12 protein-coding genes are annotated in these 25,307 nt (G+C 61.2%); 8 read left to right on the top strand and 4 right to left on the bottom strand.

Annotated features, from left to right (window positions below; translation table 11 throughout):
• Positions 1-6 precede the first annotated feature (6 nt).
• The 4 genes from J3U87_RS03555 to J3U87_RS03540 are packed head-to-tail and all read left to right on the top strand — an operon-like array spanning position 7 to position 5,780.
• Positions 7-789: an SAM-dependent methyltransferase gene (locus J3U87_RS03555; RefSeq protein ID WP_237381653.1), complete on the top strand. Its 783-nt coding sequence runs from the start codon at positions 7-9 to the stop codon at positions 787-789.
• Positions 786-1,685, top strand: a complete 900-nt coding sequence (locus tag J3U87_RS03550) for a phytanoyl-CoA dioxygenase family protein (RefSeq protein ID WP_237381652.1) — start codon at positions 786-788, stop codon at positions 1,683-1,685. Before J3U87_RS03555 ends, J3U87_RS03550 begins: the two co-directional genes overlap by 4 nt.
• 32 nt (positions 1,686-1,717) lie before the next feature.
• Positions 1,718-4,807: a non-ribosomal peptide synthetase gene (locus J3U87_RS03545; protein ID WP_237381651.1), complete on the top strand. Its 3,090-nt coding sequence runs from the start codon at positions 1,718-1,720 to the stop codon at positions 4,805-4,807.
• Positions 4,800-5,780: an AAA family ATPase gene (locus J3U87_RS03540; RefSeq protein WP_237381650.1), complete on the top strand. Its 981-nt coding sequence runs from the start codon at positions 4,800-4,802 to the stop codon at positions 5,778-5,780. The genes J3U87_RS03545 and J3U87_RS03540 overlap by 8 nt, the downstream gene beginning before the upstream one ends.
• A 480-nt stretch (positions 5,781-6,260) precedes the next feature.
• Here the strand turns inward: J3U87_RS03540 and J3U87_RS03535 are convergent, their stop codons facing one another.
• Both J3U87_RS03535 and J3U87_RS03530 read right to left on the bottom strand, forming a co-directional pair.
• Positions 6,261-7,427 (bottom strand): alginate O-acetyltransferase AlgX-related protein, encoded by a 1,167-nt coding sequence (locus J3U87_RS03535; RefSeq protein ID WP_237381649.1) that lies wholly within the window; start codon positions 7,425-7,427, stop codon positions 6,261-6,263.
• Between the two features lie 12 nt (positions 7,428-7,439).
• Positions 7,440-8,891: an MBOAT family O-acyltransferase gene (locus tag J3U87_RS03530; RefSeq protein ID WP_237381648.1), complete on the bottom strand. Its 1,452-nt coding sequence runs from the start codon at positions 8,889-8,891 to the stop codon at positions 7,440-7,442.
• Positions 8,892-9,687: 796 nt separating this feature from the next.
• Between J3U87_RS03530 and J3U87_RS03525 the strand changes: the two genes are divergently transcribed.
• Positions 9,688-12,141, top strand: coding sequence for a PA14 domain-containing protein (locus J3U87_RS03525; protein ID WP_237384475.1), 2,454 nt, complete (start codon positions 9,688-9,690; stop codon positions 12,139-12,141).
• Between the two features lie 69 nt (positions 12,142-12,210).
• Here the strand turns inward: J3U87_RS03525 and J3U87_RS03520 are convergent, their stop codons facing one another.
• The gene (locus tag J3U87_RS03520; RefSeq protein ID WP_237381647.1) at positions 12,211-13,638 is read right to left on the bottom strand and encodes a pyridoxal phosphate-dependent decarboxylase family protein; all 1,428 of its coding nucleotides are present in this window, start codon (positions 13,636-13,638) and stop codon (positions 12,211-12,213) included.
• A gap of 432 nt (positions 13,639-14,070) precedes the next feature.
• Here J3U87_RS03520 and J3U87_RS03515 point away from each other — a divergent pair, with 432 nt between their 5' ends.
• The 3 genes from J3U87_RS03515 to J3U87_RS03505 all read left to right on the top strand — a co-directional run bounded on the left by J3U87_RS03515 (position 14,071) and on the right by J3U87_RS03505 (position 24,333).
• Positions 14,071-20,361 (top strand): condensation domain-containing protein, encoded by a 6,291-nt coding sequence (locus tag J3U87_RS03515; protein WP_237381646.1) that lies wholly within the window; start codon positions 14,071-14,073, stop codon positions 20,359-20,361.
• A 293-nt stretch (positions 20,362-20,654) separates the two neighbouring features.
• On the top strand, positions 20,655-21,212 hold the full coding sequence (locus tag J3U87_RS03510; protein ID WP_237381645.1) for a sigma-70 family RNA polymerase sigma factor: 558 nt from the start codon (positions 20,655-20,657) through the stop codon (positions 21,210-21,212).
• A 37-nt stretch (positions 21,213-21,249) separates the two neighbouring features.
• Complete coding sequence (locus J3U87_RS03505) at positions 21,250-24,333, top strand: tetratricopeptide repeat protein (protein WP_237381644.1); 3,084 nt, start codon at positions 21,250-21,252, stop codon at positions 24,331-24,333.
• Here the strand turns inward: J3U87_RS03505 and J3U87_RS03500 are convergent, their stop codons facing one another.
• Positions 24,334-25,050, bottom strand: coding sequence for a Type 1 glutamine amidotransferase-like domain-containing protein (locus J3U87_RS03500; protein ID WP_237384474.1), 717 nt, complete (start codon positions 25,048-25,050; stop codon positions 24,334-24,336).
• Positions 25,051-25,307: the final 257 nt, after the last annotated feature.

Here is a 25,307-nt window from a genome sequence, read left to right as displayed (position 1 = left end):
GGAATCATGAACGAAGTCACGCGCGAACCACGAGCCAATTGGTGGGAAACCCTGTACGACGATGCGATTGCCGACCTGTTCTTGACGCGGCAATCCGAAGATGCCCTTGCACGGGAAATCCGATTCCTGATGCGGATGCTCGACCTGAAGCCCGGAGACCTGCTGTTCGACCAGTGCTGCGGCATCGGCACCCAAAGCCTGGCCCTGGCGGCCGAGGGCCTCCGCGTGATCGGGGTCGACCAGTGCGCCCGCTATACGGAACGCGCCCGGGCCAAGGCCGAAGAACTGGGTCTGGCCGCACGGTTCGAGGCGGCCGATGCCACGCGCTTCCGAAGCCCCGAACCCTGCCATGCCGGCGTCAATTGGGGTACCAGCTTCGGCAACGGTCCCAACGACGAAACCAACCTCGCCATGGCGCGCAGGGCCTTCGAATCGCTGCGACCCGGTGCCGCCTATGCGGTGGAATTCCCCAACATGGCCCACCTGATCGCCCACTTTCAACCCGTGATGGTGCGGCGTCGGGCCACCACCGAAGGCGAGTGGCTCGTCCTGCGGGAGAGCACGCTGAATCTGGCCTGCGGATCCTTGGATCAGGTGTGGACCATCGTCCATCCCGATGGAAGCAGGCGCACCAACCCCTCTTCGGTGAGACTGTACCTACCGAGCCAATTGGCCGAGCTGCTGGCCGCCGCAGGCTTTGGCGACGTCCAACTGTTCGGCGGCACCGACGGAGATCCATTGGACATGGGTCACGCACGCTGTATCTGCATCGCCAGGAGGCCCTTATGAAAACCATGCCGCAAAGCCCGGACCTCGGCTTTTTCCAGGATCGCCTGCCGGCCGATTCCGCGACGGCCAGGGCCATGCTGTACGACGGCCACGTGTTCCACCTTGAGGCCACCGCATCCACGCGGCGATTGGCCGCCGAGATGTGGGCGATCGTCGAAGCGCAGTTGGGCGAAAGTGGGCCGGCCAGGGAGGCTCAATTCCGACTGGATCAACCTGGTTTTTATTCGCGGATCGGGCACCTACGCAAGCGATTCTACGGGACCGAACCCTACCATCGCGCGGTATTCGACCTCTTGCAGGCCTGCGGCTTCCAGCGCGAAGCGCATCGTTGCGATCCCATGCGGCTGCGGGTCATCACCGACGGTGGCTTTCGCGATCCCAAGGCGGCGCCGGTCTATTACCCCCATCGCGATACCTGGTACGCCAATCCGCAGGCGCAGATCACCTGGTCCCTGGCGCTTCACGACATGGGTCCGGAAGACAGCTTCGAGTTCTACCCGGAGTATTTCGATCGGCCGGTGCGCAACGATTCGGAGTGCTTCGATTACGACGACTGGGTCCAGGACGACTGGGACCGCAAGATCGGCTGGCAGAACGCCGAACGCGACCGAAGTTCCACCTACCCGCAACTGAGACAGGAGATCGAGCCGCAACGGGTGGAGGCCGTGAAGGCCAAGGCCGGGGACCTGATCATTTTCGCCGGCGCCCACCTGCACCGGACACGACCGCACAGCGTGGGTCGGACGCGCTTCAGCGTCGACTTCCGCACGGTTCACCGCGAAGACCACGAACGGGGTCGCGGTGCGCCGAACGTGGACAACCGCTCTCGTGGATCGACGTTTGCGGATCACATGGGCCCGGACGAGATCGGCAACTGGGGACGAGGTCGACTATGAGCGGCCTCGCATCCAAGGAGAGCCCTGGCTTCGTGTCACAAGACCCCCCGGCCGCCACGGGATCGCCGCCCGCGGGCCACTTCCTGGCTCGCTATGGGGCGATCGCCCGCCGATTGGCCGACCGTCCGGCTTTGGTGCTCTGCGGAAAAGTGCTCCTGAGTCACGGGGAACTGTTCGATGCCGCACGCGACTTGGGTTTCCGGTTACGTCGGGAGGGCGCCACTCCGGAGGACGTGGTGGCCCTGGACATGGGTCGCTGCCCGAATTTCGTCATCGCCATGTTGGGTTGTTGGTTCGCCGAAGCGGCCTTTCTGCCTCTGGATCCCAATTGGCCGGAACAGCGGCGCCAGACGGTGCTGCAGGACGCCCGTCCCCGCTTGCTGCTCCGGACAGAAGGCGCACCTGGGGAACTTTCGTCTTTGGCGATTCGCAGGGCTTCGGATCCCGAACCCAGGAACAACACGAGGCACACGCCGCAGGTAGCGCGCGCTTTCTCGGACGATGGACTCGCCTACCTCATCTATACCTCCGGAACCACCGGTCGTCCGAAGGGCGTGGAGGTCTGCCATCGCGGGATCGTGCCGATGCTGGAGGCGCAAATCGAGGCCTTTCGGATGTCTGCGGAAAGCAGGCTGCTGTGGCTGCTTTCTCCGGCCTTCGACGCCTCGGTTTCGGACATCGGCTGCAGCCTGCTTTCGGGCGCGGCCCTGCACATCGAACCCCGGGCCCGCCTCACGCCGGGGCCTGGGTTGCCGACCTGGCTTGCAACCCACGGAATCACCCACGTGGACCTGCCGCCCGCGTTGCTCCCCTTTCTGCCCACGAGCCGGTTGCCGGCCACATTGCGCACGGTGGTCATCGGCGGCGAAATTTGCGCCGAGGAAGTCATCCGCGCCTGGAGTTCCCGATTGCGGCTGGTCAACGTGTACGGCCCCACGGAGGCGACGGTCTGCACCGGATTGACGGTCTGTGATGCAAGCTGGAACCGGGCGCTCATCGGCCTCCCCTTCCCCCACAACCATTATCGCGTCAGTCGGGAAGGTGGCGAGCCGTGCAGCCCGGGTGAGATGGGGGAATTGTGGATCGCCGGCCCCCAGTTGGCGCGCGGTTACCGCAATGCGCCGAACCTGACCGAACGGCGATTCATCACACACGACGGCACGCGTTGGTATCGAACAGGCGATCTGGTGCGCGAACTCGAAGGCGGCAACTTCGAGTTTTTGGGTCGCCGCGATCGGCAACTCAAATTACGCGGCCGCCTGATCGCCCCGGAGGAAATCGAAAGTCAGCTCTCGAAGCATCCCAACGTGTCCCGCGCCGCCGTGATCCGCTCGGGCCAGGATGCCGATGCCGTTTTGATCGCGTTCGTGGTGTGCAAGGACGGCTGTGACGGGGACGAGCTGACCCGGTTTGCCGAAGAGCGACTGCCCCATTGGATGGTGCCGGCCACATTCATCCAACGGGAATCGCTGCCGGAGACCGCATCCGGCAAAACCGACCTGACGCGTTTGGCCGACATGGTTCACGCGGACCGGGTGGAACCGGCGCCACGCCTCGATCGAAACGACGAAGAAAAACCCGACCGGTGCCCGGCGAAGCTCGAAGCGACCATCGACGAACTCTGGCACCATGTCTTGGGGAAAAGCGGCTTTGCCGGCTCCGACGATTTCTTCGAAATGGGCGGTGACTCCCTGGCCGCGCTCAGACTTTCGTTCGCAGCCAGGAGCCGAGGATTGGCTTTACCGGCTTCGGCCATCTGGACCCATCCGACCATGGCATCCCAAGTGGCCTATTTGGCTTCCGCCTCCCAACGCGAGACCTCGGACCACGATTACTGCGAGGTAACCGATCTCGAACGAGACGTTCGCCAAATCCTGAGCACGCTCCCCCCACCCGAACCCAGATTCACCGGTCCCAATCCGGCGCAAAACACCCGGGTGTTGCTCACGGGTGCCACGGGGTTTTTCGGTTTGCCGTTGCTTCGCCGCCTGTTGACGCACAGTTCCCGGCACATCACGGTACTGGTTCGCGGCTCCGATCGCGACGCTGCCCGCGAGAGGATATGTGGCCTGCTGGGCACCGACGTTGCGCCGGCCGCCGCACGAATGCAGTCGCGCCTGACGGTGATCTACGGCGACCTGACGCGACCGAAGTTGGGATTGTCACCCATGGACTGGCGGACCCTCGGTGAACGGATCGATACCATTTGTCATTTGGGTGCCTCGTTGAGCGGGACGGCTCATTACCACGCCTTGCGCGAGACCAATGTCGTCGGCACCGCCCACGCGATGGAACTTTGCAGAATCGGAAGGCCCAAACACTTTTTTTTCGGCGGCTCCCTGATCGCGGTCAGCGGCTGTCGACCCTCGCCGGAGACCATCGACGAACGGACCCCCTTGCCCAAGGCAGGGCGGATCCGCGGAGGTTACGCGGCCAGCAAATGGGCGTCGGAGCGCTTGGTGCGCCTGCTGGATCATCCGGGAAGGACCACGGTGGTTCGGCTGGGTCTCCTGACGGCCGATCCGGACACAGGCGTCCTCACCCGATCCGACAATCTGGCCATGTTCCTGAAAGCCTTGCATCGATTGGGTTGCGTGCCCGATCCGCTGCCGGGACTATGGACCGACGTCACACCCATCGGGACCGCGGTCCGCATCGCGACCGAGTTGCTGGACCGAGATTGCCTCGAAGACTGTGTTCACATCGTCAATCGACGTCCCGTCAGCCTGGCCGACCTCGCCCACGCGATGCGGTACCAGGGAGTGCACCTGGATTCGGTTTCCCGAAATCGGTTTACGCAACGGCTCGAAGACATGGCTGGCAGGGCGAGGGATCAACACGAAACCCAGGGCTTCGACCTGTGCCTGGACCTCTGCCAGCCGGACACCAGACACCCGTCCGCATACCGGCTGTTCGGCAGCACGGGTGTCCGCTTCAGCGAGGCGGCCACCTGCGGGGCGCTGGGACATCCAGGACCCCTTTGCCCCAAAGTCGATCGTGCCTACTTGGCGAACTTCCTGGATTCCCTGGGCATCTTGCGGGGAAATCGGCTTGGCACAAGTACGCGCCACCATGAAACCGACGCGCAGCGACAAAGAACCCGCGAGGAACGCCATGCCTGAAAACACCAAAACCGGTCTCGTGCTCGGCAAATTCCTGCCACCACATCTCGGACACCTCTATTTGCTGGACTTCGCCCAGTCCTGGTGCGACCGCCTTTTCGTGGTGGTGGGCACGCTCGCCAGCGAGCCGATTCCGGGCCACCTGCGACATGGCTGGATCAAGCAACTCATGCCTGGGGCGGAGGTGATCCATCTCGACCGAGAGCTGCCGCAATATCCGCACGAGCACCCCCGTTTCTGGGATCTCTGGCGGGAGGCGTTGTTGGAGGTCCTGCCGATATCGCCGCAATTCGTTTTCGCTTCCGAAACCTACGGCCACCGTTTGGCCGACGAGCTTGGCGCACGCTACGTCCCGGTAGATCCCGACCGCACCACGGTGCCGATCAGCGGGACCTCGATCCGAGCGGATCCTTGGCGACACTGGAAATACCTTCCGAGGGTGGTGCGGCCCTATTTCGCGAAACGCGTCTGTGTGTTCGGCCCCGAATCGACGGGAAAGAGCACGCTCACACGCGATCTCGCCGCGCATTTCCACACGGCGGCGGTGCCCGAGTATGCGCGCACACACCTGGAAGCGCAGGGCGGCGCGATCGAATCGGCGGACATCGAGATCATCGCGCGGGGCCAGATCGCCGCCGAGCGAGCCACCGCGCCGAACGCGAACCGCCTCCTGGTGTGCGATACCAACCTCTGGCTCACGACCATCTGGAGCCGCACACTGTTCGGTGATTGCCCCGCTTGGATCGAAGAGGCGGCCGCGGCCCACGCCTACGACCTCCATCTGCTGACCGACGTCGATGTGCCCTACGTGGACGATTCCGTTCGCTACCTTCCGGAAGAGCGCCGCGCCTTTTTCGAGCGTTGCCGGGATCTTCTGGAATCGAAGGGATTCCCGTACGTGGTCATCAGCGGAAGCTGGGAGGAACGATTCCAAAAAGCGGTCGAGGCCGTCACGTCGCTGTTCCCAAGTTGACGAGACCCGACCTCTTCCGCTCATTTGAAAAAAAGGTTGTCGGAGCCCCCGCATGCCGAAAGATACGTCGTGCCCGGTAGGTTCAGCAGGGGCGGTAAGCCCGCTGGCTGAACTTGTCGAGGCGATCCATGATCAGAGTTCCCGCATGCTTTGAGAGTCGGTACCGCGGTAGGATGGGCAGGGCCGGTAAGGCCGCTGGTCCGACTTGTCGAAGCAATTCACGGTTCGCATGTTCGGGATTTAAAAGAGCGAAGCATCGCCTGTAGCGGGAGCATTGACGCATTCGGCTTCGGAATGTGCGGCGAGCCGCCACACTTACCTGGCCCGACGACTCTCTTCGAAAGCCGAGCACACCATGCTGCCTCGCTTTGCGTTGTTTCTTTCTCGAAATCGAGCCGGGCATGCCCGCTGGTTCGCTTCGATTGGTTTCTCCCCTGAGCCCATTTGTCCGGCAATTCAGCCCTCGGCCTGAACGGGAACTTAGTTGGTCGGCTTCGCGGGGGCCTCGAATTCGGGCTCGGGTTCCCAATTCACCAAGCGCCGTTCCACCAACTGCTGAATGACGACGGCCGGCTTCTCTTTCTCCACCAATTCGGGCTCGAAACTGTTGGACCAAACGAAGGTGGCGCGCTTGAAGTGCCTCGCCAACAGGGGAATCAACGCCTGCCCGAAGGAATCGTGGATCACGACGGCCGATTCGATCTCGCCCTCTTCGCAAAGGGTCACCAGTCCCTCTTCTCCCTTCAGGATATCCTTGACCGCCACATCCAACGGAGTGCCATCCTTCTCTCGAATCACCTGCCTGGCCTGGGGGAAAACTGGCGTGACCAAGGGCTCGTCCGTCACGAACTTGAGACCCATCATCCGCGCCAGGTCGCCACCATCGCTGGGCTCGGTCTCGATGGTGATGTCTTCGAGCGAGGGCACGTCCAAGTCGCTGTATCTCTGGGCCAGCGCCGCCATGATCTCTCGGTATCCCACGAATGCGCCCAGTTGGTTCCAGTGAGTATCGGTCTCATAGTAGATCAAGTGGTCTTTTCGGGCCGCCAGCAAGGCCGGTCGCACATCGACCATGTGGACCGACGGCAGGCGCCGGGCCACCGCCGCCTGTAGTTGATCCAGCCGTTTGGGGCGAGCCAACGGGGCCCAGCCATCCGGCAGGTACTCGGGATAAATGCCAGGTTTGTTTGGCGATATGGAGAACACGTAGTCGATGCCCCGCGCATCGCAGAAGCGTTGGCGTGCGGCCAGCATGTCGACCCAGGTCCCGAGGCTCTTCTCATCGAAGGGATACAGGTTGCGATAGTCGTCCAAGGTCTGCTCGTCCCGGTAATAAAGCCAGCCTTCCTTGCCCAGGAGCACCTTGCCCGACCCGCTGGCCTTCCAAAAATGGGCCTTGTACAGGCCGTGAAGCTGGATGAAAAAGGGACGGAACCCGAAGTTGTCGCTGAAATACCACTTGAACTGACCGGGCAGGCTGGCCAGCCCCCGCAGTCCGCCCCGGTACTCCGGAAAGGGTGCGGTGGTGCCCGCGACGGGCGTGCGGTCGATGCCGACGAGCATATCGATGCCGGGCATGAGAATCACGAAAAAGAACATCCCGATCAAAAGGATGTGATACCACTTCGCGCGTCTTCTGCTGTACAACGCCGACCTCTCTTAAAACCGGAAGTAGATAAAGGGATTGTAGCTGCCCGCGGCCATCAGCATAAGCGCATATAGCAGGATCGCGGTCAAGGAAACCCACTTGAAGACACGGCTCGCGGTCTGCCAGGCGTGGGCGGTTTCCTTCGGCTTTTGCTGACAGAACCGTTTGAAGCGGGCCGTGCACCAGGGCACGAGATTGATCGAACCGACGGCACCGACGAGAATCATGACCGCCAATTCGCGATCCAGGAAGTGCACCAGCAACCGCGCCCCGCTATCGTCGGATCCGAATCCGAACATGGCGCCGAGGAAGGTCAGGGATTGAGGCAGGGTTTCCGCCCGGAAGAACACCCAGCCGATCATGGCGACGATCATGACGTACAGGTGGCGCACGACCCGCGGACCACGATCCAGAATAGCCTTGAACCCGAATCGCTCCACGATCAGGAAACCGCCGTGGTACATGCCCCAAATCACGAAGTTCCAACTGGATCCATGCCAGAGGCCGCAGAGGAAGAACACCATCATCAAGTTGAAGTAGGTGCGCCGCGACGAGACGCGGTTCCCGCCCAGGGGGATGTAGAGGTAGTCCCGGTACCAACTGGAAAGGCTGATGTGCCAGCGCCGCCAGAATTCCGTGATGCTTTGGCTGATGTAGGGGTAATTGAAGTTTTCCAGGAACTTGAATCCAAACATGCGGCCGAGGCCGATCGCCATGTCCGAGTACCCGGAGAAGTCGAAGTAGATCTGGAGGGTGTAACAAATGATGCCCAGCCAGGCCAGGCTGGTGGTGATCTCGTCGTCGGGCAACCCGAAAATTTGGTCCGCGGGATAGGCCACCGCATTGGCGATCACCATTTTTTTGCCGAGGCCCACCAGGAAGCGCTCGATCCCATAGGCAAAGGTGCCCACGCTGATGCGACGCCGTTTCAACTGGAGCGAAATGTCGTGGTAGCGAACGATGGGGCCCGCGATCAATTGTGGAAACAGGGAGATGTAGAGCGCCAAATCCAGCGGATTCGACTGGACCTCGACCTCGCGCCGATAGAGGTCGATCACGTAGGACATCGCCTGAAACGTGAAAAACGAGATGCCGATGGGCAAATGGACCGGCGCGAGAGGGATGGGTTCCGCACCGATGCCGGCGAGCACCACATTGAGGTTGTCCACGAGGAAATTGGCGTACTTGAACGCGATCAGGAGCGCCAAGTCGCCGACGATACCCAGAACAAGCCAAGCTTTGCGGCCGCGCTCGGATCCGGTTTTGTCGATGCCGATGCCGACCACATAATTAAAGAGGATGGAAAACAGCATGAGCAGCACGAACAGCTTTTCGCCGTAAGCGTAGAAACCCAGGCTGAAAATCAACAGCACCGAATTGCGCAGCACCTTGGGAACCGCGAAATAAACCGCAAACAAAATTGGCAGGAAGAATAATAGAAACGCGGGCTCCGAAAACAACATGGCGATTCATGCCCCATCTCGAGTATGGCCGATCGATGTACGAAACGTTTGCGGCCGGCCGAACCATTGCGGGAATCTGGTCCCGATACCCGGTTTGCTCCACACACAGCACGACCCAGTGCGAGCGAGCGCCAAACACCGCAAAGTACCTGTGTGTCACCGGGATCGAGCCTATTATTGGTGTTCGAATTTTCTCAAGTCAAGCTCTTTGTCCGGCACCGGAAGACGGGGTATCTTTCCCCATAAATCCGCCCCCCAAATCCCCTTCCGAATTCGCCCATGCTACAATGCCGGGCATTCGACGCCCTACCGGCGGATTTTCAGCCGGCTTCGACACAACAGCTCGTCGGTGCTCATGGGTAACGCATACTTTCATTTTTTCGGTCATGATCGACCGACTCGATGGCCCTCGATGCCAAATTGTCTCGATGCTCTGCTTCGTGGTGCAGGAAACATCCACTCCCAAGCCATGTCGACGGGTTCCCTCCGGGAAGCTGCGACCATGACCATTTCCACGCACGCCGATCGAGCGATCGCGCGGCTGTGATCCGGAACCCGCTCCCGAACGCGCTTGGGGCCGGGCGCCACAGCGGATGCCACCGACAGCCTCGCAGCCGCCAGTGAAACGAATCGAGGCACGTCCCTGTTCCATATAGTTAGAGCGCACCGGATCGCCATTCCCTCACAAGGAGCCACCTTGAACGCCAGCCCCGCGACTTCCATCCAAGTACCGCCTATCGCGCGCAAAACACCTCGCCAGTCCTTTTGCCCACGGTGGCTCCCCCTTTTGTTGGTGATGGCCCCGTTCCTCCTGGGTAACGAACGGTTGGACCGCGCATGGCGCGCACCCCTCGAGGTTGACGAGAGCCAACATGTCCAGGGAGCGCGCAGCGAGCACATTTTCCTGGTCGCCGGAGCCTGGACGCGGTCGTACACCTTCCACGAAGCCGGTCGCTACCGTTTCCAAGTGATCGGCAACAAGGCGGTCAGGCTTTCGATCGACGGCGCTCCCGTGCTGGAAACCGCAACGGGCACCGGCACGGATACGTTTCACGCCGAGGTGGACCTGGAAGCGGGCATCCATGAAATCCAGCTCGCACGATTGGACGAGACCGCGTTCGCCGTGCTCGAACTGAGCTGGCGCAAGTCCGAACAGGGCACCGGTTGCAGCACCTCCCTCGGCAAGTTCTGCGCGGAATTCTTCAACAACACCACCCTCGATGGCGAACCGGCCCTGACCGGTGAAACGACCGCCATTCACCACAACTGGTCCTACGGCGGGCCCGGCCGCGGCATCGACAACGACCGATTTTCCGCACGCTGGCGCGGTCGATTCCAACTGGAGGGCGGTCGGTATCTGTTTCGCGCCACCGCGGACGACGGTATCCGCGTTTTCGTCGACGACACTCCGGTCATCGATGCCTGGCGGGACCAGAACGCCACCAATTACAGCCGACAGGTCGATTTGGCCGGCGGCGTTCACGACATTCGCGTCGAATACTACGAAAGCGGTTTCGAGGCCACCTGCCACGTCGACTGGTTTCCCGTGAACCGGGAAAACGCCCGGTCCGCGGTCGGTGTGAACATCCACGACCTCAATTATTGGTCCACCGAGTGGACCCTGCTCGATGTGTTCAAGAGCTCCGGCGGTTGGTTCACCCAGACAGCGGACCTATTCGACACCAGCGAACAGGACGTGCTGGACCTGGACGAGAACGGCTGGGTTCGCTCCCTGCCGGCGGCGAACGATGCAACCCGCACCTACCGCTCCGTCGCGGCCCTGATGCTGAACGGCGCCGCCGGCACCTACGCGCCGGGTCGCTACGTCGTCCTGTACGAGGGCGAGGGCACCCTGGAATACAGCTTCGACGCCACCTTCAACCCGCAGCTCTCCCGCGACGGCAGGCACGTCTTGGATGTGGCCCAGGCGACCAATGCGGGTATCCTGTTGCGCATCACCGCCACGAATCCCTCGAACTACATCCGCAACATTCGCGTGATTCGACCCGGATCGGTCTGTGGCGGGGATCCCTTCGCCCATTGCACGGGCGATGGCACCTGTGGCCGGACGGGCTGCCTGCCTTTTGAGGAAGTGTACGTTTTCCAACGGTTTCACCCGCGTTATCTCAACGACCTCCGCAAGTACCGCGTGATTCGGTTCATGGACTTCTTTAGAACCAATTTCAACGAAACCGTCAATTGGGGCGATCGGCCCCGCATGAGCGAGGCGCGTTGGAACCGGTGGGAACAGGGCGCGCCTCCCGAATTGGCCGTGGAACTGGCCAACGTGCTCAATGCCGACGCCTGGGTGAACCTACCGGTGTTGGCCGACGACGAGTACGTGACCGAAATGGCCCGCGTCTTCCAGGAAAACCTGAACGACGACCTGAAGGTGTACCTCGAATACGGCAACGAGGTCTGGAACACGGCCTTCCTGCCGGGCGGATGGGTTGAGCGCGAGGCCCTGGCCCGTTTTGCCGGCGTGGATGCACCGGATTTCGTCAAGCGCATCAACTATCAAGGCATGCGCGCCGCCCAAGTCTCGGATATCTGGCGCAACATTCTCGGATCGGATCGGTTGATCGCCGTCATGGGCGGATTCCACGACAACCAAACCGTGACCGAAACCGCCCTCGACTGCCCACTGTACGCGGCCGAGAACGGCGGCAAACCCTGCTGGCAGAGCATGGACGCTCTGGCCATCGCACCCTACTTCGCCGGGTACCTGGGTCAGGAGCAGTTCCAGGCCAAGGTCGCCGCTTGGACCCAACAACCCGATGGCGGCCTCGGCAGTTTGTTCGCGGAGATTACCGATGGCGGTCCACTGTTCGATCCCAGCCAGGACGAGTTCTCACGAGCCCCGGAGCAGGGCTCGATGGCGGATGCACTGTCCAAAATCGACCCGATGCGGTCGATCGCCCAGGCACGCGGTCTTCAGTTGGTGGGCTACGAAGCCGGCCAGCACATGGTGGGTCTCGGATCCGTATTCGAAGACGAGGCCATCAACCAATTGTTCTGGGACGCCAATCGCGATCCCCGCATGGGCCCCCTGTACACCCAATACCTACAGGGCTGGCGGGAGCGGGGCGGCGGCCTGATCTGCATGTTCCTGAGCGTGCAGGAGTACGACTTTTTCGGAAGCTGGGGACTCAAGGAACACCAGGACCAGGAATCCGCACCGAAGTTCGATGCCACGATGCAATTCATCGACGACACGCCCTGCTGGTGGGAGAACTGCACCAAGCGGTGACGGGGCCGCCATCGGAGATGGCTCGCCCCATCGTGCCGACCGGGCCTCGAGAAGCCGGCCCGGCGCGTTCTAGAAGGGATTGGCCTCCATGTAGGCGTAACCCAGACGGCGCAGGTCGGCGATCAGGCTTTCGATGTGACGCATCTCGGTGAGCGGATTGATCAGGATCATCCGGTAGGTCGAAGTCCCGCCCAGCTTGGACATGTTGAACAGGGAGGTGCCTTCTTCCATGATCCTGGTCCGACACCAACGGTGCAACGCATCCCGATACGCGCTGTCGGCCTTGCGCAACGCGTCCGGCATGAACCGGAAACACAGGAGCGGCGAACGCAGCTCGTAGCAGGGTTCGAAATCATCGTCGGCCTTCAACAGCTCCTGGACCTGCTGGGCGAAGGCCCAACGATCCTCGGCGATGGCCTGGAAATATTCGACCCCGTAGGTCTGGAACAACAGCCAAACCTTCAGCGCGTCGAATCGCTTCCCGCAGAGAATGGTGTATTGGCCGAGATCGTCGGTGATGTCGGCCTCGTGATCGGGATCGTGAAAGAGGTAGTCGGCATTGGAGGCGAACGTCTGCTTGAGCACCAGCGGATCGGGCACCAGCAGCACGGTGCAGGTTAGCGGCGTGTGCAACCACTTGTGGGCGTCCCAGATCACGGAGTCGGCTTCCTCGATGCCGCGGAAGAGTTCGCGGCCATCGCGCGTCAAGGCATGGCCTCCGCCGAAGGCCGCATCGACGTGAATGTGGATGTCGCGACCTCGGCAGACCTCCACGATCTCGGCCAAGGGGTCGAATCCGCCGGTCACGGTGATGCCCATGGTGGCCACCACCGCGAACGGATACACATCGTTCGCATCGCACCACGCCAATTTCTCTTTGAAATCTTCGATGCGCATTTCGTTGCGCTCGTTGGTGGCCACCTTGATGACGCTGTCGGTGCCCAGACCGAGCAGGTTGGCCGCATTGGTGATGGAGTAGTGGCAGCCCGCGGAACACAAGATGGCCACCTTCCGGTCGCTGGAAACGCCCCGCGACCGCACGTCACCACCCAGCTTGCTGTTGCGGGCGACCGTCAACCCCATCAGGTTCGACAGGGATCCGCCCGGCAGAAAAATACCCGAGCTGCCCGGTTTCATGCCCACCATTTGGGCCATCCAAGAGGACACGACCCGTTCGATGAGGGTCCCCGCCGGCGAAGCTTCGAAGGTGGCCAGGGTCGGGTTCATCAGACCGGCCAACAAATCGCCGATAATGGCGGGCACCGAGGCACCGGCGAACATCTGGTTCAAAAACAGCGGGTGCCAAGTCTTGATACTCTTGGCCAGAACCTTCTCCCGGAACAAATCGAGGGCACCGTCCAGCCCGAGTCCCCGTGCCGGCGGCTCGACCTGCCAAAGCTCGCGCTTCAGCTCCTCTTCGTCCCGTGGGGGGACACAGGGGGTCGTTTCCGGCGCTACGTAATTCTCGGTCAACATTTGCTGAATGGTCCGAGACAAACTCTCGATATCTTGCGAATTATGGTAATCCTGAAGCCATGAAGTTCCCTCTGATCGATTTGAATCCTGCAAAAAAACACCTATCCTTTATCCATTGGTTTGGGATGATCCAGCAAATGGCGCGACGCGGCGAAACCCTCGCACAACGCCCCCAGATGTCGTGGTTCCATCACCCCGGGTTTTGACAGCCAAGTTATAACACATGGGTCTTCGCCGGAGAAAACAGGGGGCCCCGATAGCATATTCCGCTCTGCATCTCAAAGGTGTCGCCGCCAGGAAAACCGTGATTCGAAAACGAATTCGACTTTGGATCATGTATGATGGTCTGGTGTTCAAAAGGTACACCTTAGTGAAGATTTCACGCCATTGACCGAACTATATCTTTAGGTTCGGTCTATTTGTGGTTTGGTATCGGTGAATGGAGGGCGAGGCATGGCTCCCGAAAAAAGGGAAATTCTTCAAATGCTCTACGAGCATCGCATCGACGAAACGGAAGCCATGCGATTGCTTTCCACCCCTCCCCAAAAATCACCCACGATGCCTCGAGAAGTGCATCCACCGCTCGAACCCCGCCGCCTCCTCAGTGAATTGAAGCCCTCGGTTTCCTCCAAAGACATCAGCAAAGCCGCCGCCGGTTTCCTGGAGATGGAGTACTGGGCGCGGTTGAACCTGCTGCGGATCTTTCAAGGCATGGGCCTGTTCAAAAACCCCGGTCAACGGCACAGATGGTCGGACATGCAGGCCACCCACGGCATTCTCCCGAAATACAAGCGGTTCTATTCGGCGCTGTTACAGATCCTCGAACGGGAACGGTTCGCGGTCATCGACGGCGACAGCGCCACGGCGACGGATCGCGTGACCAAACCCGCGATTCAGGAGAAATTGACCCAACTCGAGGAAACCCTGGAACGGCTGCAGCAAAAAGAGCCGGAGCTGGCCAACCATCTGGCGTTGCTCAGATCCAGCATGGAACACCTGCCCGGCATTTTGACCGGCGAACGCTCGGGCAACGAATCGCTGCACGGGCCACCCCGCACCACCTGGCGGTCACGGGTCGCCATCGAGGACCGTATCTCTCTTTTTCTCAACGATCTGATGGCCCAGATGCTGATCGCATCGGCCAGACATCGCGAAGCGCAAAGCGAGTCGGGGGAACTTCGCATCATGGAGATCGGCAACGGCAGCGGCGGCCTCACCGAATACCTCTGCCGGCGGCTGGCAGAGGCGCACTGTCGCGTCACCTACCTTTATGTCGATCCCCATCTCGATCGGGTCGCCGACGTCCGACAAAACCTATCCACCCAATTCGATTTTCTCGAGTGCCGCCACCTGGATCTGACGCTCAACCCCCTCACCCAGGGGTTCCAGGCCAACGATTGCCAAGTCGTCGTCTCCGCCAACGCCCTTCACTTCCATCACCTGCTCACGGAGACCCTGAACCGCCTGCACGTCCTGCTTCAGCCGGAGGGACTCCTTTTAATAAGAGAATACCTGGCGCCTCGCGACTTCGCGGTCTTGACCCTGGGCCTGGACGACCGCTGGTGGCAGTTCGAAGACAGCCGTTTTCGCCTGCCCCACATTCCGCTCGCAGACAGTGACGGCTGGATGAAAGCCTTGGATTCCAGTGGGTTCCAGGCCATTTCCGCACTGGGCCTCCCCCTGGAGAAGCGCTTCTCGTTCCAGGGTATCCTGATCGCGAAAGCCGCGGCGCTCAAGACCGATGGCAAATCGCAGCACCACGACCCGATCAAGAGCACCCCTTCGATTCCGGAACTCACGGTCGAAGCGGAGAGTCTCCACCATGCCGTCGAGACGCCCACCGAGCCCCTACCCGCACCGAGCGCCGAAAGGGCGCCGCAACCCAAGACGCCTCCCAACCTCGGGCTGCCGGACGAGAAACCACCGGAAAAGCCATCCTCCGCCCAGGTCGATCGCATGCAACCGAACGAGCCACCGCTCCTGTACCTCAGCCCATCCTGGCAGGCGGAACCCGGTCGACCCGCGCCGCGCTATCCCCAAAACCTGCTCGTGTTCCTTCCGGCCGAACCGCCGAGCAGCATGCGCCAATGGGTGCAGCACCTGGCCCCGCGCGTCATCGAGGTGGTGCAATCGGACCGGTTCCGCAAGGAACACAACGCCCTGTATCGGCTCGATCCCACCGACGCCGGCGGATTCCGTCTGTTGTGCCACCATCTGGAGCGCTGCGACATCGACCGGATCCTGGTCCTTTGGTCTCTTTCGCAAGACGACAAAACGGAGCAAACCTATGTCAAGGGCCTGCAAGCGTTGGTCAACCTCGATCAGGCGCTGCGGCTGGAGGGCATGTCCCGACCCATTCCCCTGACGTTCGTTTCGAGAACCAACAGCAGCCTCTTCTATCAGGCGATCGGCGGCCTGTGCCAGTCGCTTCAGGCAGGCGGCGCCCGCATCATCCCCTATCTTCTGCAGCTTCGCCCAGACACCGATCTCCAGCGCGCGGTTCGCCGCGAGCTGCGCTTGACCCCACCGGTCACGATCGACACGCTGGTCGCGAGCACCGACGGTCGCCAGGCGCGGCGGCCCCGGCTGCGTTCCCTGTTACCCGGAAACCTGCCCATCCGCCAACAAGGCGTGTACCTCATTTGTGGTGAACTCAACGACGAGATGCTGGCCCTTGCCGAGTACCTCGCCGAAACCTATCGCGCCAAACTGGTCCTGTCGGGCACGAAACCCGCAGCGCCGGCACAGGAGAGCAAGTTCCATCAACTCCAGGGGATGGGCGCCGAAGTCATTTACTGGCGCGTGGTCGAAGGCACGCCGTCCAGCTTCCTCGACCTGGTCAAACGGGTCCACGCCAAGGGATGGCAGCCCCACGGCATCTTCCAATTGGCGCATCACCTGAGACATCGCGGCCGACACGAGAATCGCGACGACCAAGCCGTGGCCAAAGCCGCTCAATCGCTGCTGGCCCTGGACCACGCCACCCGCAACGACCCTCTGGACTTTTTCATGCTGGTCTCCCTGGGCACCGGTATCCTGGGCGAATGGGGTGATTCGGGAGACGCCGGTGTCGAACGGCTGAGAGCGGCCTTCAGCGATTGGCGACGGATCCTGGTGGAGCAGGGCAAGCGCTTTGGCCGTACCAAGTTTCTGCACCTGGTCAGCCACGTTCCCAGCAGCCTGCCTCCCGAGGGCGTGGCGCTCTACGAGCGAACCACCGGCCTGAAGCCGCTGGGCCCAAAGGCGGCAGTGGCGGCCATTCGCACAGCCTTGTCGAGCGATCAGTCCGAATTGTTCGCGCTTCACGGCGATCCCGAACGCCTGCGTGGCTTTCTGGCGGCGGAAGCCGGCCTGGTGGAACAGGAACCTTCCCAAACGCCGGCCCGACTCATCGAACGATTGCGCGAAGACGTGAAGGCGCTGCATCTCCAGGCCGCGGATACCGGCGGGCTGACGGAGGCGTTGTCGGATTTCTTCGGGTGGGAACCCGATTTCCTCATTCTGGACGGAATCACCCATCGCGAGCTCGCGCGGCTCCTGGTCGCCTATCACCGGGAGGCACTGCTGGCCTTCTACGGCGCCAAGTCCCTGCCGACCCAGCGCTTGGAAGCCTCGATCGTGGCAAGCCTCAAAACCCGATTCGAAGTCGACCTGGGCGGGAACACACCGCTGGCGGATCTTCCGTTCGATTGGCCCAACCTGCAGGCATTCAGCGCGCAGCTCGGCAAGACATTGAAGGTTCAGATTCATCCCAACCTGTGTTTCCGCCACCCGACACCGTCCCTGCTCGCCTCGGGACTGCTGGAACGCTATCCCGAGCAGGTCGACGCATGGCTCGCCGAAGAGTGGCACCACGCCATGGAGAAAAAGGGGCCCGGCCACCTCATTTCCTCACCCGAAGCCGCGGTGGAATCGAGCATCCTCGAAACGGTGACTGGAACCGGAACATCCGATCGGCCAGCGCACGAAAACGAAAAGCGGGTCACGCCGTCACCTGTCGATCGGCGCCGCGATTCAGCGAGCGTCGCAAGTCCGAAAGCGGCGAAAGCGACTAGGGAAACCAAACCGCCAACCGGAACACAGCCCGATCGCTCGCTGCTCGCCCAGGTACCGAAACCAACTTCGACGCAAGCCTCTCCGGCGCCCAAGAAAGCGGCCGACGAAATCGGCACGGCGCCGCCCGCACCCACGCCGCCGGCCGGTTCGGGAGAGCTCCTGCCGCTCTCGGGCAACAGTGAATCCCTGCTGCGCCATCACGCGGCGCGCCTGTTGCTCTACCTTCAGCAAACCAAACCCAGCAGCCTTCGCTTCATCGCCCACAACCTCCAGACCGCCCGCCGCCACCAGCGCCATCGCCTCGCCATCGTGGCTCGCGACCCGCGCGAAGCGGGCGAAGCTCTGGCCGCCTTCGTCCAGGGTGCGCACCATCCGGCACTCATCTATGGCGCCACCACCGCCGAGTGGCTGCATTTTGGACGGGACGACCACGATCGGTCCTATTTCCATGCGCTCTGGTCCTCCGGGAAGGTCTCCAAATTGGCCGATATGTGGTCGAAGGGTCTCGAAGTTTCCTGGCCACCGCTGATCGGAGCGAAGAAAGAACCCGCCAAACCCGAAAACGTCATCCCGCGCGAGGACGCATCGACCGAACCGGAGGCCCACGCCACCACGGTCACGGTTGGCGGCTCGGCCGAGGTACCGACGGTCCTGTTCAGCGAGAAAAGAGAGGCCCATGAGGTCGACCTACTGGACACGGATCCGGCAGCGCCGGTCGATTCGACCACACCGGTCCGGCCTTCCAGGCTCTCGCTCCATGCGACACCGCGAGTGACGCGGACCCCGATCACGAACGATTTGCCGCAACCGGAACCACAGGAACACCCCACGCCGCCGATCCGACGCTGGACGGCACCCACCCCGGCCGATCATCGACCGCTGACGATCACGGCCCCGGCGGTGCCCGTTTCCGGCACGGACCCGGTGGTCCCCTCCCATCGAGTGGAACCCGTGGTTCCCTCCCACCAAAAGAGCAAGTACTTCTTCATCGCCGAGCGATTTCGGGAGCCGTCGCAGCAGGAAAGTCAGTACCACGAACAATCGGAAAAGTTCACCCTGACCCTACTTTCCAGGATCCTCGAAGTGGACGAAAAGGCCCTGAATTTCGAGGATTCCCTCTACGCGTTCGGCCTGGACTCGATTCAGGCCTACAAGCTCAAATACAACCTGGAAACGACTTTCGGCATCGAATTCCCGCTTTTGGAGCTGGTATCCGCGCGAACGATCGGCGCCCTGGTCTACTGGATCACCCACCGCATCCAAACCAAGACACACCACGACCCCGAGAACCTTCCGCCGGAGATGCTCGCCGAGAGCAACGACCAGGAACCGGTGTTCCATCTGTCGCCGTATCAGAAGGACCTGAGCAACCAAATGCGCCAGGGCATGGCCAGCAACATGTATTTCGAGCTCGAGGAGCAGGGCCTCGACACCGATGCGCTGCAAGCGTCCTGGGACTACGTCGTGGAACACCACGACATGCTGCGGCTCACCATTCATCCCAATGGAACCCAGGAGATTCTCGACGACTTCCCCGAATACCGGGTGCCGGTCTACCACTACGAAACGGATTTCTCCAATGCCCAGGAACGCCTGCTGACCTTGAGACACGAGTGGAGCCGGAAAATCTATCCACCGGACGCATCACCTCGTTGGGATCTGGCCTTCATTTGCCTGCCGGACAGCCGGGTCCGGGTGGTGATCTGCATCGACCGGTTCCTTTCGGATTTCGCCTCGATTCCCAACTTGCTCAACACCTGGTTCCGGTACTACCGCTACCAGGAACCCTACGTACCCCGAGGCAATTTCCGCAAGTACCTGCGCCACTTGGACCACCTGGGTCGCAGCCTTCGCTATCAGCGCGACCGGGCCTACTGGCAGGCCAAGTTGGCGACGCCTCCCGCCTTCCCCGACTTTCCCAACCAGGAAACCTTCAGCGCGGCGTTCGTCCGCATCAGCGCCAGCATGGCCTCACCCACCTGGAATTTGCTCTGTCGCCGTATCGCCGAGGCAGGCGTCACGCCCGCGGCCGTCATGCTCACCGCGTTCTCCAATGTCCTGGCCCTGTTCAGCGGCAAACAGCATTTCAGCATCTTGGTGGACTCCTCCCACCGCCTGCCCTTCTTCGAAGGCGTGAACCGCGTGGTCGGCCCCTTCAACGCCCTCAACGTCCACCTCAGCTTCGCGGCCTGGCACATGCGCTTCGCCGAGCGCATCCTCGCCGTCCAGAACACGCTCTGGGAAGATCTCGAGCACGGCTTGGCCGCGGCCAATCAGGCCACCGTCCGGCGTTCCGCACTCGGCTCCTTCCCCGTCTACTTCCAAATCAGTCGCGACGACAGTCGGAGCAGTCACCTCGAGGGTTGGTCCCAATACGCCAAATGGGTCTACACCGAAAACGTCAACCCCAAGGCCGCGCTCAACTGCCACGCGACCATCACCAGCAATCGCCTGATGCTCGAGTGGGATGTCCCGCGCGAGGGCGAGGCGCTGTTCCGCGCCATGCTGGACGTCTACTTCATCACGCTCATCCGGCTCACCGAGTGCGACTGGGACAAGGAAACGCCCGTAAGCGGTATCCTGCAAATATTGGCAACCCACCCGGCTCCGGCCAGCGTCCTGGAAAAATTCCAGGATCCCATCTTGAACCTGATCGAATCCGAGCTTCAGAACAACATACCGACCTGAACCCCGGGTCGACCCAATCTCGGCCCATCATGGCCCTTTTGTGTACAACTTTCTCCAAACGCCACGGGAACGATCAACTTTTGATCTCGGATCGCGTAAGGAGAGTTCGAGTCAACGGCGTTATTCTATATTAATAGTGGTTCCCGGAACATGACGTCTCCCCATCAGGCTTTCCCCCTCGAATCTTTTCTCCGGCCCGAAAGATTCGCCCTGCGCCCATTGGCTTCCGATCGTTGCCGCCGGCTTCGCCCCGGCGCCTCGAGCCAGTGAACCCAGATCTTCGAGGTTTTTTCTTGCAGAACATCGATCCCAACATTACAGCGCTACTTGCCGATTGGCAAAAGGGGGATCAGAAAGCTGTCAACCAATTGATACCCTTGGTTGAAGAAGAGTTGCGCCGGCTCGCCCGTCAGTACCTGCGCAAGGAGATGCCGAACCACGCGCTCCAGGCGACCGAACTGGTCAACGAAGCCTATTTGCGCCTGGTGGACCAGGACCGAACCACCTGGAAAAATCGAGCGCACTTTTTCGGGATCGCCGCACAGATGATGCGCCGTATCCTGCTCGATCACGCGCGCAACCGGCAAGCGGCGAAACGGGGACCGGAAATCAAGTTGTCGTTGAACGAAGAAATCATGGCCCAGCCGGAAGTGAACATGGTGGCGCTGGATGAGGCATTGAAGGAATTGTCACGTATCGATCCGCGCCAAGCTCGCATCGTGGAACTTCGCTTTTTTGTGGGGATGAACATCGAAGAGGCCGCCGAGGTCCTTCAACTCTCCAGTTCCACGATCAAGAGGGAGTGGCGGATGGCCAAAGCCTGGTTGTACCGATATCTCAATCAAGATTAGCCCAGGCCCGGCAAGCTCATCACAAGGAACGCAGATCATGGGGAAGGAAGTAAAAAACAAGGAAAGGGAAAAGTCGACACGGGCCGGACAGCTCGATCGCGACCGGCTGAAGGAACTGTTCGCCCAAGGCATGGAAATGGGTCCACAGGAACGGCAGGCCTTGATCGCGAACGAAAAGCAGGTCTGCCCCCAAATCGCCCGGGAATTGGCATCGTTGTTGACCGCGGCCGACGCCTCGGAATCTTTTTTGGAAGAGGGCACCATCGGCAAGCACCTGCAATGGCTGAACGCACATAATTGCGAACAGGATTGCGCCACGATTCCCGGGATCGAACTGATTCGATGTATCGGCGAAGGCGGCATGGGGCGAGTGTTCGAGGCCCAACAACTTCAACCGGTGAAACGGCGCATCGCCGTGAAGGTGGTGAAAGCGGGGTTCGGGCCCAGGGCCCAGGAAGTTCGCGCCCGCTTCGAATCGGAGCGCCAGACCCTTGCGTTGATGAACCATCCCCACGTGGCCCAGATCTACGGCGGTGGCCAAACCGAATCGGGATCGCCCTACCTGCTGATGGAATACGTGGAGGGCGTGCCCATCACGGAGTACTGCGACCGGCATCGACTGGGTCTCCACGACCGCCTGGAACTCTTTTTTCAGGTTTGCCGAGGCATGCAGCACGCCCACCAAAAAGGCATCATCCACCGCGACCTGAAGCCGGCCAATGTCCTCATCACCCTTCGGGACAACCAACCCGTTTCGAAAATCATCGATTTCGGCATCGCCAAGACACTGGGCAATGCGCCCTACGAGTCCGGCCCCAACCAGCCGGGCAAATTCTTTTTGGGCACGCCCTTGTACATGAGCCCCGAGCAGGCCGACACCGATTCGGAAGATGTGGATACCCGGACGGACGTCTACGGATTGGGCGTCATTCTCTACGAACTGTTGACCGGCCAACTCCCCTTTTCCACCGACTGGAGCGCCGAGACGACCTGTCAGGAACTCATCCGCATCGTGCGCAACAAGGAACCACGCGTACCGACCCGGTTGTTGACCGGCATCGAGGCCACCGAAATGGGCGCCATCGCCCAAGATCGCGGTCAACCGACCCCCAAGGCCCTGATTCGAGCGCTCCAGGGAGACTTGAACGCGATTTTGGTCAAGGCCCTGGCCAACGATCGCGAACGCCGTTACGACACGGTTTCCGGACTCGTGGAAGACCTGTCCGCCCATCTCGGCCATCGTCCCGTGCTCGCCCACGCCCCCGGCCGTACCTACCAGTTTGGCAAGTTCATGCGGCGCAACAAGAGCATCATCGGGGCCATGTCGCTCATCATCATGGCCTTGACCACGGGGTTGGCCGTTTCCACCCTCAGTTGGTGGCGCGTGTCCCGCGCCCAACACATGGCGGACCTGGAGGCCGAGAAGGCCACCGAATTGAGCCTTTTTTTGATCAACATGCTGAAATCGGCCAAATCCGACCCGACCAACGGCGACATCCGCATGCTCTCCGTCCTGCAACGCGCCAGCATGCAGTTGAGCCTCGACGAATTCCAACTGAAGCCGGAGGTTCTGGGCACGCTTCACCACACGCTCGGCGGTACCTACCGCGCCTTGGGCCAGTTGGAACAGTCGGAATACCACCTCAAGCGCGCCATCGAAGTGCGCCGGGAGCGGCTTGGCAAACATCACCGCGAGACCCTGGAATCCAAGGTCGGCCTGGGCTCCGTGTACCTCATGCACGGCTATCAGAACCAGGCGCTGGACTTGTTGCAGGAGGCCTGCGTCGAAGCGAAGCTGCACTTGCAGACGGACGACCCGCTCACCCTGGAGGCGACCCAATGGTTGGGCAACTGCTATCAGCAGCAGGGCAACATTTTTCGGGCGGAAACGCTTCATCGACAGGTGCTCAAGGGGTATGTCGACCATTTCGGCGAAAACCACCTGCATACGTTGCGGGCGAAGCGGATTCTGGCGGCGACGCTCATCACCGCCCAACAGTTCGACGAAGCGGAAAGTCTGTTGCTCGACGTCTACCGTCTCGAAAAGACCCGGTTACCGGGTGACCACCCCAACAATCTGAGCAGTTTGCGGCTTTTGGCCAGGGTCGCCGGCCAGAAGGGCGAGTACGCGAGAGCGGAGCCCATCAATCAGCACCTGATGGACATGTACCGCGAGTTCTATGGCGAGAGCCACCAGGACACGCTCCAACAGATGCTCATCAACGCCCAGTCCCATTTGGTCCAGGGGCGGCTGCGGGAAGCCGAGGCATTGTACAAACAGGCCTATCAGAACAGCCTGCGCAGCTTTGGCCCCAACCACCTGCAGACCCAGGTCGCCGCGGCACCGCTGACCGTGGTCTGGTCGTTCCTGGGCAAGCACGCCGAAGCGGAAGACCTCGCCCGCGACCGCGGCCGCGTTGCCCGCGAGGCGTTCGGCGACAATCACCCCCTGACACTCACCTTCCACGACGCGTTGGGTTACGCCCTGGCGGCTCAGGGCAAACACGACGAGGCCGATCGCGTCCTCCACCACAGCCTTCAGGCCGCGAACCGGAAAATGGGCGAAGAAAACATGGTCTCCATTTCGCTGCGCGACGACCTGGTGTTTCTCTACTTGGAACAGAACCATCTCGAAAAGGCCCATAGCCTGGCCAAAGAAAACCTGGATCTGATTCGCGCTTCCCATCCACACGCAAACACCCAGCACCTTCAGGTCATGGTTCGGTTGGCGGACGTCCACATGCGCCGGGGCGACCTGGAAGATGCACGGGCGCTCTACGAGAAAGTATGGCAGATCGCCCAGGAAGAGCTGCCCGAGAACAGCTTTTTCAGAGCCGAGTACGGTGCGAAACTGGCGCGTTGCCTCGCCGAGCAGGGACGATTCAACGAAGCCGAGCACCTGTATCACGCGACCCTTCCCCGGATGAAGGAACTGGAACATCCCAATTTGAACGAAACCGAACAGGAATGGCTGAACCACCTGGAAGGACACCAGAAGCAGATGACCATCGCCAAAGAGGACTGGGTCCCTCCCGAAACGGGCGGCCTCCCCGCTCCCGAACAGGAAAAGAAAGTGGTTGGCGAATCGCCGGCTCGCAGCGTGACGTCGTTCACCCCCTGATCATGGTCGGGATGGTTCGGTCCCTTCCTCGGCGTCACCGGTGGAAACGGGACCGCTTCCCTCTCGAGGCAACCAGAGATGGTTTGTGCCGCCGTATAGCCAACGCGGAAGCCGATCCGGCTCGGCGACGGCCACGGATCGCCAGGGCACGCCAAACGCGGCATGTCGCCCGCCGAGTGCGCGATGCGCCCCGCGCAGCCTGGACCAATCGCGTTCCTCCTGATGGGCGTCGATGAGCCAGGGCAACCAACCGAATCCCACGGAGTGCCGTTCCCGCTCATCGGGCGAACCAGCCCCGTTCGCTTCGGCCCGTCCCCGCATCAAACCCATCTGGACGGCGCCCGCCGAGACACCCATGACGATGGCGCCACGGGTGCGGGCCTCCTGAAGAACGGGCAGCATTCCGGCTCGATTCATTCGATCCCATCCCAACAGGGGATCTCCACCCGCCAAACAAATCCAATCGGATTCGGCCAGGTGCTTCCGGTCCCTCAATTCAAAAGAGGATGAAATCATATGTACTCGCCGGCATCCCAGCCTCAGCGCTGCAGCTTCGAATATCTCGAAATAAGCTGGCTCGTCGCCGTTCGCCGCACCGACGTACGCAGCATTTTCCGGAAAACAATCGTACTCCGCAAAAAAATAAACCAACACAGGTTTTCTGTCGATGTGGCAAAAAAGCGGATTGGAATCCGCCAGCAACAACAAGGGCAGCATAGGCTGTATCATGGGTCGTCGTGGTCCAAGAGGTGTAATGAGACGGGCAAAACCTGCGACTCGTAAGGCCCGAGACTGGTTTTCCACATATTTTCCACAGGCTAAACAAGATTGAGATCAAGAATGCTCAAATCTTGCCGTCGCCAAAGCCGGAATTTGCGATTCGCATTCAAACTATTAGATATAAACAACTTCAAACTCGAAAGCTGTTTTGGCCGCTTGTGGAAATCGAGAAAATCGTTGCATTCACGTAAAAC

This window comes from Sulfidibacter corallicola (assembly GCF_017498545.1).
Lineage (GTDB): Bacteria > Acidobacteriota > Holophagae > Acanthopleuribacterales > Acanthopleuribacteraceae > Sulfidibacter > Sulfidibacter corallicola.
This window is presented reverse-complemented; position numbering and strand designations above follow the sequence as displayed.

Excerpts from the sequence above, each read along its gene's own strand:
- J3U87_RS03555 (WP_237381653.1), top strand. The coding sequence starts at position 7 with ATGAACGAAGTCACGCGCGAACCACGAGCCAATTGGTGGGAAACCCTG.
- J3U87_RS03550 (WP_237381652.1), top strand. The coding sequence starts at position 786 with ATGAAAACCATGCCGCAAAGCCCGGACCTCGGCTTTTTCCAGGATCGC.
- J3U87_RS03540 (WP_237381650.1), top strand. The coding sequence starts at position 4,800 with ATGCCTGAAAACACCAAAACCGGTCTCGTGCTCGGCAAATTCCTGCCA.
- J3U87_RS03530 (WP_237381648.1), bottom strand. The coding sequence starts at position 8,891 with ATGTTGTTTTCGGAGCCCGCGTTTCTATTATTCTTCCTGCCAATTTTG.
- J3U87_RS03525 (WP_237384475.1), top strand. The coding sequence starts at position 9,688 with ATGGCCCCGTTCCTCCTGGGTAACGAACGGTTGGACCGCGCATGGCGC.
- J3U87_RS03515 (WP_237381646.1), top strand. The coding sequence starts at position 14,071 with ATGGCTCCCGAAAAAAGGGAAATTCTTCAAATGCTCTACGAGCATCGC.
- J3U87_RS03505 (WP_237381644.1), top strand. The coding sequence starts at position 21,250 with ATGGGGAAGGAAGTAAAAAACAAGGAAAGGGAAAAGTCGACACGGGCC.
- J3U87_RS03500 (WP_237384474.1), bottom strand. The coding sequence starts at position 25,050 with ATGCTGCCCTTGTTGTTGCTGGCGGATTCCAATCCGCTTTTTTGCCAC.